The organism is Arthrobacter sp. Sr24, assembly GCF_054511175.1.
Genome location: NZ_JBTNDB010000025.1, coordinates 40,007 through 49,968 on the forward strand (window position 1 = coordinate 40,007; position 9,962 = coordinate 49,968).

Consider the following 9,962-nt stretch of genomic DNA (forward strand, 5'->3'; position numbering starts at 1 on the left):
GCAAATTTCGGGACCTTCTGACGAGCCAAATGGCTATCAGGGCTTTGGTTCTGTCTTTGGCTCTTGCTTTGGCTCTTGCTTTGGCTCGGCGGACGAGGGCGGCGGGTTTTCCTGCACTGCCGGACCACTAGAGACGTAGTAAGTCACCGGTGATTGCAGCTCCACCTGGGTTCCAGCAGCGGGGTCAACAATGATGACATTGCCTTCTGGAACGGTGTCCGAGGCTTCTTCAAGACGGTTCGGGATCAAATTTGCGGCCACTAGGGCTTGATCATAGGCGTCACCAGTTTGCCCAGCAAAGGAAGGAACCGCTGTGGTATCTGGCGTCGCGGGAGGCTCGGAGCCCTTGGAAACAGTAACTACGATGGTGGTACCAATTGGCTGCGGTCCTGTAGGGCTGACCGAGATGACGATACCTTCAGCATCCCTGTCACTGAACTCATCAACGCGACTAACTCCAAGCTTCTGAGCTATCAGTTCCTGCTCAACCTCTGCAAAGGGCCTTCCGGCCAAGGCATTGTTGACCACGTCAACTGTTACAGGAGCTTCCGAGGTGGGAGGCAATGACTCTTCTGTTGGCGAAGGTGTCTGCGAGGGAGTGGTGGGTGTGGAACTCGGGGTTACAGATGGAGTGGACGTGTTCGTCTCCGTGGGCACTGTTGTCCCCCCAAAGAAGTCGCTGTTTTGCAGCAACAATGCACCGATCGCGAAGACCAACAGGGCAATCAAGCCAACCATGGGCCAAGTCCATGGACTGCGGCCCTTCTTGACGGGCTCCGTTTGCGGCACATACTCATCATCCGAGACCACGAGAACAGGGTTTTCCTGCTCCGCCTGCCATGCACGCTCAGCGCCGAGGATCTCAGCGCGGGTGGGAGCTGCAGGAGCGTCTTCGATATTTTCGGAAACTGTAGGAAGCGCCGTCGTACTGGGTTCGGGGACACTGCTGACCACAGAAGTAGCGGCCGTTGCGTTGATGTCCACGGGAGCTGTGATAGGACCTGTGGTGGCTTCGAAGAGCAACATTCCCGGCACCGCGGCATGCGCGGCCTTGATGTCGCCAGTGCGAATGGCCTCGGCGGCCTCGCTGAGTTTCAAGGCATTGGCTGGACGATTGGCAGGTTCCTTAGCCAGCATGGACATCAGCAGAGCACGCACCGGTGTGGGCAACGTGTCGGGCAGCGGCGGCGGCGCGTCATTGACCTGGGCTAGGGCAATAGCAATCTGGGATTCACCCGAGAACGGACGGTGTCCGGTAATGCACTCATAACCTATGATGCCCAGGGAATAAATGTCGCTGGACCCGGTGGCGATCTGACCAGTTGCCTGTTCCGGAGCCAAGTACTGGGCTGTGCCCATGACTTGTCCGGTCTGGGTCAAGGGAACCTGATCGGCTAGACGGGCAATGCCGAAGTCGGTGATCTTCACCTTGCCCTCAGGAGTAATGAGCAAGTTCCCGGGCTTCACATCCCGGTGGACAAGACCTTGAGCATGGGCCACTGCCAAAGCGCGTGCGGTCTGGGCGATCATAGACAACGTCCAGTCGCCCGAGAGCACACGTTCGCGCTCGATCATGGCGGAAAGAGGCTCGCCAGGAACCAGTTCCATGACCAGGTAGGCGGAGCCATCTTCTTCGCCGTAGTCAAAGACGTTGGCAATACCCTCATGGTTGAGCAGGGCGGTGTGTTTGGCCTCTGCCCGGAACCGGGCACGGAAGCCAGGATCGCCGGTGTATTCATCCTTGAGGATTTTAATGGCAACAATACGACCCAGGACCTGATCCTGTGCCTTCCACACCTCGCCCATGCCGCCAATGGCAATGCGTGATGTGAGTTGGAACCTGCCGCCTAAGGTGATACCAGAAATAGGCCTCACTTGTTCAACACCGCCTTGAAGAGTTTGCTTGCATTGGGACTTGTAAGTTGTGAGCCGGTGGGAACATCCACCTTGGGCATGACGATGGTGACCACCACTTCGGGATCATCGGCCGGTGCGAACCCGGTAAACCAGGCGTTGTTCAATCCGTCTCCAAGCTCTGCGGTTCCTGTTTTGCCGGCCACTTTGACTCCGGGAACACCCGCAGCTGTGCCGATACCGTTGTCAACCACGCTGACCATCCAATCCTTGATTTGGGAGGCGATCTCCGGCGTCGTGGACTGACGAAGAATCTCCGGTGTGAGACTAGAAACCGTTTTAAGATCTGGCGTCCGCACCGTCTTGATGAGGTTGGGGGCCATCTGCTGACCGTCATTGGCAATGGCTGCAGTCATCATCGAGATCTGCAACGGTGTTGCAACCACATTCAGCTGGCCAACTGCACTCTGGGCCAATGCCGCGTCATCAAGCTCGCCCTGACTGCCGGGGAAGCGGCTGGTCTCCACCGAAGAAGGGAAGGAAAGTGAGCTGTCATTGAAACCGAACTTTTCTGCTTGGGCCGTCATGGCGTCCTGGCCCAGATCCAGCGCAATGCTGGCGAATGGCGTATTACAGGAGTTCTCCAACGCGAAGGCGAAGGACGCCTTGTCCCTGGTATAGCACTGGCCGTAGGCGTAGTTGGGCAGCGCGTAGTCCATTCCCGGGAACGTCAATTCAGCCGGGTTGGGAAGTATGCTGTCTTTGTTATATTTCCCAGATTCCAGGGCCGCCGCAGTATCGATGATTTTGAAGACGGAGCCTGGTGCATAAACCTGTTTGTAGGCCGATGAGCCAAACAGGTTAATTTGAGGAACCTTTACCAGTTCCGCCATGGATGCATCAAAGGCTTCCTTGTCATGAGTGGCCATCAAGTTGGTGTCGTACGTGGGCTTGGAAACCATGGCGATGATGGCGCCGGTCTTCGGATTCTGAACCACGATTGATCCGCCGATGTCATCGGGGATCATGTCAAAGGCCATCTGCTGGATCTTTGAATCGATTGTGAGTTCTACTGAGCGCCCCTGAGGTTGTTCGCCGGTGAAGATCTGGGAGATGCGCTCGAAAAGGGCATCGTCAGAGTTTCCTGTTAGCTCATCGCTCATGGCCACCTCAACACCGTATTGTCCGGACCACTTGCTGAAGAAGCCGGTCAGGCCTGCATATAACAGGGGATCGTTGTACGTTCGCTGGTACTTACAATCGGTGTTTGTGGCGACAGATTCGGCAATGGCCTGACCGTCAACAAGGATAGGACCTCTTGCGCTACAAAAGCTCTTCACGAGTTGTCGCTGGTTATTGGGGTTGAGGTTGAGCGAATCCGCCGCGAAAATCTGCACATAAGAAACTGAGCCAAAAAGCAGGGCGAATAAGGCGATGGCCACTATCCAGGAATTACGAATCGCAGCGTTCATGGTGAGGGCACCTCCTTTAGGGTCTTGTCGATATCCGGTGTCGGATCGTTGGGCGCAGGCACTACAGAGATATCAATGGGTCGCCGGGCCGCATCGGAAATCTTCAGGATCAAAGCAACGATGATCCAGTTGGCCAGCAGCGATGACCCGCCGGCCGACAAGAAGGGTGTCGTAAGGCCGGTCAGTGGAATGAGACGGGTGACGCCACCGATAATGACGAAACACTGCAAGGCCACAGCGAAGGACAGTCCCACGGCCAGCAGTTTGCCAAAAGCATCACGGGTGCCCAGCGCTGCCCGGAAGCCCCGTGCAATCAAGAGTGCATAGAGGCAAAGGATTGCGAAGAGCCCGATCAATCCAAGTTCCTCGCCGATGACTGCAGTAATCATGTCGCTATTGGCCACGGGCAACGCATCGGGTGAGCCCTGTCCGAAGCCGGTGCCGATGAGGCCACCATTGGCTAGACCAAACAAACCCTCGACAACTTGGAAGCTCCCATAGGGAGCGCCAATGTAGGCGGGGTCAAAGGCGTTCACCCAGACATCAATGCGACGAGCAACGTGCGGGAAAATTTGGTAGGCAGCAAAGCCTCCAACAGCTATTAGCGCGATGCCAATAAATATCCAGCTGACCCGGCTGGTAGCCACATAGATCATGACCATGAACAAACCAAAAAATAGGATTGAAGAACCAAGGTCGCGCTGGAAAACCAAGACTCCTACACTGGCAAGCCAAGCGACGATCATGGGCGCAAGGTCTTGCACACGGGGAAGCTGTAATGGTCCAATCTTCTTTCCTGCCAGCAGGATCAGATCTCTATTGGAAGAAAGGTACCCAGCAAAGAATATAGCCAGCGTGATCTTTGCAATCTCGCCGGGCTGGAAGGTGAACGGTCCAATGGAAATCCACACCGTTGCGCCGAAGACACTACCCGCCGAGATGCCTGGCACGAGCGGCAGTATGAGTAGTACAACGGAGACCAGCAAGGAGATGTAAGTGTATCGACGGAGGATCCTGTGATCTCGTAATACCCAGATCACGGCGATCGCTGCCACCACAGCAAGGCCGGTCCACATCCATTGGCGGGTGGCCGCAGTGTCGCCGGAGGTGATGTCCAAGCGGTGAATGACGGCTAGCCCCAAGCCATTCAATGCCACCACTACGGGTAATATTACCGGATCGGCATATTTGGCCTTGAAGCGCAGAACAATGTGGAATGCAATAGACAGACCTGAAAGAATCGCGATCTGTGTGTAGAAATCGTTGTCAAATGTCCGGCCCAAATTCAGGTTGACCAGAGCCGTTGCCATGGCCGAGAGCCCAAGGGCCAGAACCAGCAGGAGAAGTTCTGTATTGCGGCGGGGTTTAGACACTGTCAGTAGCTGGCTCATTGTCCACCGCCAGGAACGCATGTGGGCTGTGCGGAAGGCGTGGCAACGCCGGTGGCTGACTGGCTGGCAGGTGCGCTAACGCTTCCAGTGGCAGTGGCAGTGGCAGTGGCACTAGCGCTGGGAGTGGCCGTAGCTTTTGCAGCTGCTGTGGCACTAGCCGAGATGCTCGGAGTTGCCGTGCCACTGGGACTGCCAGTGGCCGTTGGGGTTCTTGTCGCGGTAGGTGTGCTAGGTGTTGGGGTGTTCACGAGCTCGCAGGGAGGCAAGCTTGTCCCCGTACCCAGCTGAAGATCGCTAATGATCTGCTCAGCATCACTGAGGGTACGCGCTGGCATGGTTGATGCCACCAACTGCTGTGAATAGGCGGGCAAAGACTCAACTTTCACTTCTGTTTCCCGGTGCAATTCTGAGAGCGAGATGGGGCCAAGGGATTGCGAGACACCCTGAAAAATTGCAACATTCCCGTTGTTGACGCCCACAAAATACTGCGTCTGGGTCCACGCATAGGCGGCCCAGGAGCCTACAACGATGGCCAAGACTGCCAAGAACGCTGCGATCGCCAATACCAGTGGGCGTTGGCGAAGCCTAGGCAGTGACTCTTCCGTATCTTCTACGATGGTGCGCTCTGGTGTGGGCTTGTGGGTCAGTACCGTCGCGGCGCGATGCGAGGACGGCGCCTTGGTGAGAAGCGGTATGCGCCCATCCTCTGCTGCCGTCACGGCGGCACCAACGAGTTCGTGCTTACGTGTTTGAAGTTCTTTGCGAATGGCGGCAGCGCGAATGTGTGTATCTAGCGAATCGGACGTATCGCCATCTTCATCTGACTCTTCGGGCCCAACACGATGACCCGGTTCGGAGACACCTTCTGATCGTTCTGCCGCGGGCGCTGGCACAGGGTCTGCGGAAGGATCAACAGGGCTGGTTACTTCGTCATGCTCGACGTGCACAGCGGGAGCTGCCGTTACCGCAAGCGGCTCGTCTCCGGCGTCGTCCGTTTCTGTACTCTGCTCCAAAGGCCGGCGATCGACATTGTCCGAAATCAGAGTGGCGGCCTCAACCGCTTCCAAGGCCGCGGTTTGTGTCTCTTCTGGATTGGATTCGACAATGTCGAAGACAACAACGGTGACGTTGTCGGGTGAGCCGGCCGCTAAAGTCAGCTCAATGAGAGTATCCGCAGCATTCGCGAGTGATTTGGTGTGGCGGATGACCTCTTCGATCATGGCTGGACGGACAAAGTTCAGGCCGTCGGAGCACAGCAACCAGCGCTCACCGGCAGTGGCATCGAAATACTTCAGGTCAAGTTCAGGGGAGGCATCGACGTCCCCGAGCACGCGCATCAAAACATTCTTATGGGGGTGCACGTCAGCTTCGGCCTCGGTCATGCGACCTTCATCGATCATGCGCTGGACGAAGGTATGGTCGGTGCTCAGCTGTTCAAAGACACCATCCTTGAGACGATAGGCGCGAGAATCGCCAATGTGAGCGTATGCCAAACGCTCGCCGGAGAGCAGTAGAGCCGTCACTGTGGTGCCCATGCCGGCCAATTTAGGATTCACATGAACTAGCTCCGACAGCAGTGAATTGGCGGTTTGGATCTCATCAGCGAGGTGAGTGCCGGCCTCATCGTTGTGGTGGTTGTGATCTAGGTGCACCAGATCAAGGACCGTGGAAGCGCTGGCAACATCACCGCCAGCATGGCCACCCATTCCGTCGGCAACTACTGCCAGATGCTCGCCAGCATAGGCGGAATCGTCGTTTTTGGCGCGAACCAAGCCCACATGAGACCTGGCTGCATAGCGCAAAATTAGCGGGTATTCGGCCATGTCATGGCCTCAATTCGATGACCGTTTTGCCGATCCGCACAGGGACCCCGAGTTCTACGGGGAGGGCACGCGTCAACGCAGTGCCGCCAAGGAACGTTCCGTTGGTGGAGCCTAGATCTTCAATGAACCACCGCGTGCCCTGGGGGAACAGGCGCGCATGGCGACCCGAGGCATAGTCGTCTTCGAGTACCAAAGTTGCTTCTTGGGCGCGACCCAGAAGAATCGGGATGCCACTGAGGTCCAACGTGGTACCTGTAAGAGGTCCTTCGGTGACAACAAGCTGGCGGGCCTGAACCTTTGCAGGTGGTGCTGCTTCAACAAGTTCCGGGTGCTTACGGGCCTGCCGGGCTGTTGGCTCGCCCACTTTGGCCTTCCGGCCAATGACCAAGTCGCGGCGCATGGCAGCGACCACACTGAAAACCATGACCCACATCAGGAGTAGGAAACCGAAGCGCAAAATGGTCACGAGAAGAGTCATATCGTTCATCACTGACCACCGCCGCGCCGAGGCAATATACGGAAAATAATTTCAGTTCGACCCATTTTGATCGCGGACCCGTTGTGCAATCCTGTGCTGCCCTGCACGCGGCGACCATCTACATAGCTGCCGTTGGTTGAACCAAGGTCCACGGCGGTGTTGGAACCGTCCTCGCAGCGGATCTCTAAGTGCTTTCGTGAAACGCCAGTATCGTCAATCAGAATGTCCGCTTCAGAGGAACGGCCCAAAATAATGGAATTGGCATTCAGGGCGTAACGCTGTCCGTCGATGTCCACAACTGGTTGGCCCTGTGCTGGTGCCGCCTGGCGTTTATACACAGGGGCGGCCGGAACAGCGGGTTGGCTAGCAGGGGGCTGTGCTTGGCCGGGCTCCTGACTTGGCCGCACGGGAGGGCGAGTAGGACTTTGGAGAATCTGAGCGCCCGTACTATTTTCCTTCTCTGTGGAGGAAACAATCTGAAACTGTCCCGGGCGCAGTTCCTCGAGGTGGTTGAATGCCACCCGAACCGGACCTTGGAGGACATAGCCCTGGCTACGCGCGTGGTTAATAACCACATCGCACAGTTCCTCAGCGAGGGTTACACCCCATGAACGTGCCCGTTCGAAGTCGGCGTCTCCCAGCTCAATATTAAAAACATTGGGTGCCAGCGTCCGGCCGGCATCCAATGTCATCGCCTTGTCGTCGAGTTCCCGACGAAGAGCGCTTGCCACTTCAACCGGCTGCAACGATTTGGAGCCCAGGGAGAAGGCGCCACGTACTGCCTTTTCAATGCCTTTTTCAACGTTGTCAAACAATCCCATATGCTCTCCTCTCTTACTGTGTTGCTGTGGCAAGGGTGATGCCTAAAATTCTTCAGAAGTGCTGCGCTACGGAGAGCGCAACTTGAACGTCATCCGCACTGCGGACAACCAGGTTCAAGGTCGATACTACTGCCGGAGTCTAGGAATATCCCCATTACTTGGTCCCGATGTGGCAAATTTCCTACCTAGGCATGACGTTGTCAAAACCTTTTTGCACACCATAACTTCCCTGTGTTTCAGCGAAAATTGGCGCCGTCGGCGCCCCATTCTGCAGTGATAAGTGATCCCTAGCTTGTCTCGTTTAGGTGATTTGGCACGATGTCCTATATGCTTGATCTCGCTGTTCCACTGAGAGTCGAAAGACAAACACGGTGGATAGCGAAAAACGCGCGAGTGGCGGAACGGCAGACGCGCTGGCTTCAGGTGCCAGTGTCCGAAAGGGCGTGGGGGTTCAAATCCCCCCTCGCGCACGTTTTTGAGAATCCCCGGTGGAACCAATGGTTCCCCGGGGATTTTTGTTTCCCCGGGTTAGCGTCCCCCGTCAGTGGAGTTAGCGGTTAGGGGTTAGAGGCCCTGGTTCCCCCGTTCCTCCTCGCGGACACACTTCATGACCTAGATCCGCGGATTCCGTGCCAAATCCAGACGTGCAGGATGTGCCACCGTGGATTCATCTATTGAGTTAGCTGGGCACTCATTTGTTTGTACCAATCGCCGCGTGCGTGTCGTCCGGAACATACACACGACTTGCTGCTCGTCCACCTAACGCCTTGGAGCTCGTCCCCCATCAAGAACTCTGACGATTGAAAGTCTCCATTGGACCGGTCTGAGCAGTCTCCGAAAATTTCTGAAGACATTCAGTCCATCAGGGAACGTTCGATGGAACCGCCTCCCATCAGGACTGCCAGGCATGTCTCCCCTATATAAGGGAACACAGCGGAGCAATGGGGGTGAACAATGATCCTCAGGATAGTCACTGGTTCGGATAGATGCTGTGGTGACCCACGGTCAGGATTAGATCAATCGCTACTTCTGTAACTGTGCTGTGAATCGACGGAGAGCTTCATGATGACACCCGGATAGGTGCCTGCCACAAGCGGGAGTAGCAATCCGATCGATTGCAGGAGACATCGCGGGCAGTTAACTGGCGCCGCCTCTGCGATCCAGATCTCGCAGTCTCCGGTACCTATATATAGGGAGAAGCAACGGGGGTATCCATAGCTTTTCCCAAGCGTTGCAATGTGTCGCGCGGACTCCGGCTCGTTTGAGTTGTTGAGCCCACTAGGTCCTTGGCTTGAACCACTTCATAACCCTCTGCATTCGCGGCTCGGCTCCTGGGATCAAAGGACTCAGGGCATAGGATCGGACCATGAAGAACCTCATGATTCGAGTAGGCGTCCAATTAGGCAGTTCAGCTGTAGCGATTATTCTTGCCGCACTGATTCTGCCTCGTTTCTCTCTGCACATTTGGGGGTTACTGTCTGCTGTCGTTATCTTTACGATCGCGCAGGCGCTTCTCGAGGGTTTCGTTGCCAAGTTGGCCACCAAATACACCCCCGCTCTTGCTGGCCTTGCATCACTCGTCTCCACATGGTTGGCGTTGATCATTGCGAGCATGTCCTTCGGGGGCATCAGGATCCACGGCTTTTTCACATGGATCATGGCGGCGCTCCTTATCTGGGCCATCACCGGACTCTGCGCCATCTTGGTTCCCAAGTATGTATTGAAGAGCGCCAACAAGTAGTGGCAAAAACCTCGTGAGCCCAGTCGGTTGGAAGCCGGCCGGCTCATAGTCGTCCTGATCTCCGGTGGTAGATACGTATGCAGATAGTTCACCGGTGGCTGGGCCTGCCGCGGATTTGCGTAGATGCGAAACGGGGTGTATTGTTTTTCGAGTTGCTCCGGTTGATGGGGGAACGAAAATCCCGAGTTTATGTGGCCGGTTTTGCCGGTCTATTTCTCATGTTTCGATGGTGTTGTTCACTGTTTAGTGGATTTGCGTTGTTGGAATAGTTCGGGTAAGCTTGAAAAGTTGCCTCGGCACTGATCGTCACGGATTGTTTGTTGGTTCGGGTGTGTTGGCTGGGTGTGGTTGTTGTTTGAGAACTCAATAGTGTGCCAAGTTT

7 protein-coding genes and 1 tRNA gene are annotated in these 9,962 nt (G+C 56.0%); 2 read left to right on the top strand and 6 right to left on the bottom strand.

Features of this window, described 5'->3' with window-relative positions:
- Positions 1-36: 36 nt before the first annotated feature.
- From ACX80D_RS14550 to ACX80D_RS14575, 6 genes are read right to left on the bottom strand one after another with little or no spacing between them, the layout of a single operon-like run.
- Entirely contained in the window at positions 37-1,875 is a 1,839-nt protein-coding gene (locus ACX80D_RS14550; protein WP_459323584.1) for a protein kinase domain-containing protein, read from the bottom strand.
- Positions 1,872-3,326, bottom strand: a complete 1,455-nt coding sequence (locus ACX80D_RS14555; RefSeq protein WP_459323585.1) for a penicillin-binding transpeptidase domain-containing protein — start codon at positions 3,324-3,326, stop codon at positions 1,872-1,874. Before ACX80D_RS14555 ends, ACX80D_RS14550 begins: the two co-directional genes overlap by 4 nt.
- The gene (locus ACX80D_RS14560) at positions 3,323-4,717 is read right to left on the bottom strand and encodes an FtsW/RodA/SpoVE family cell cycle protein (RefSeq protein ID WP_459323586.1); all 1,395 of its coding nucleotides are present in this window, start codon (positions 4,715-4,717) and stop codon (positions 3,323-3,325) included. The genes ACX80D_RS14555 and ACX80D_RS14560 overlap by 4 nt, the downstream gene beginning before the upstream one ends.
- Entirely contained in the window at positions 4,714-6,540 is a 1,827-nt protein-coding gene (locus tag ACX80D_RS14565; protein WP_459323587.1) for a PP2C family protein-serine/threonine phosphatase, read from the bottom strand. Before ACX80D_RS14565 ends, ACX80D_RS14560 begins: the two co-directional genes overlap by 4 nt.
- A gap of 1 nt (position 6,541) precedes the next feature.
- Positions 6,542-7,027: an FHA domain-containing protein FhaB/FipA gene (locus ACX80D_RS14570; protein ID WP_459323588.1), complete on the bottom strand. Its 486-nt coding sequence runs from the start codon at positions 7,025-7,027 to the stop codon at positions 6,542-6,544.
- A complete protein-coding gene (locus ACX80D_RS14575; protein ID WP_459323589.1) occupies positions 7,027-7,839 on the bottom strand; it encodes an FhaA domain-containing protein in 813 nt (270 codons plus the stop codon). The genes ACX80D_RS14570 and ACX80D_RS14575 overlap by 1 nt, the downstream gene beginning before the upstream one ends.
- Before the next feature lie 387 nt (positions 7,840-8,226).
- Between ACX80D_RS14575 and ACX80D_RS14580 the strand changes: the two genes are divergently transcribed.
- Both ACX80D_RS14580 and ACX80D_RS14585 read left to right on the top strand, forming a co-directional pair.
- Positions 8,227-8,309, top strand: a tRNA-Leu gene (locus tag ACX80D_RS14580).
- A gap of 896 nt (positions 8,310-9,205) precedes the next feature.
- Positions 9,206-9,580, top strand: a complete 375-nt coding sequence (locus ACX80D_RS14585; RefSeq protein WP_459323590.1) for a phage holin family protein — start codon at positions 9,206-9,208, stop codon at positions 9,578-9,580.
- Positions 9,581-9,962: the final 382 nt, after the last annotated feature.

Bases quoted from the DNA above. Each gene is read 5' to 3' on its own strand.
- ACX80D_RS14555 (WP_459323585.1), bottom strand. From the start codon at position 3,326: ATGAACGCTGCGATTCGTAATTCCTGGATAGTGGCCATCGCCTTATTC.
- ACX80D_RS14560 (WP_459323586.1), bottom strand. From the start codon at position 4,717: ATGAGCCAGCTACTGACAGTGTCTAAACCCCGCCGCAATACAGAACTT.
- ACX80D_RS14565 (WP_459323587.1), bottom strand. From the start codon at position 6,540: ATGGCCGAATACCCGCTAATTTTGCGCTATGCAGCCAGGTCTCATGTG.
- ACX80D_RS14570 (WP_459323588.1), bottom strand. From the start codon at position 7,027: ATGAACGATATGACTCTTCTCGTGACCATTTTGCGCTTCGGTTTCCTA.
- ACX80D_RS14575 (WP_459323589.1), bottom strand. From the start codon at position 7,839: ATGGGATTGTTTGACAACGTTGAAAAAGGCATTGAAAAGGCAGTACGT.
- ACX80D_RS14585 (WP_459323590.1), top strand. From the start codon at position 9,206: ATGAAGAACCTCATGATTCGAGTAGGCGTCCAATTAGGCAGTTCAGCT.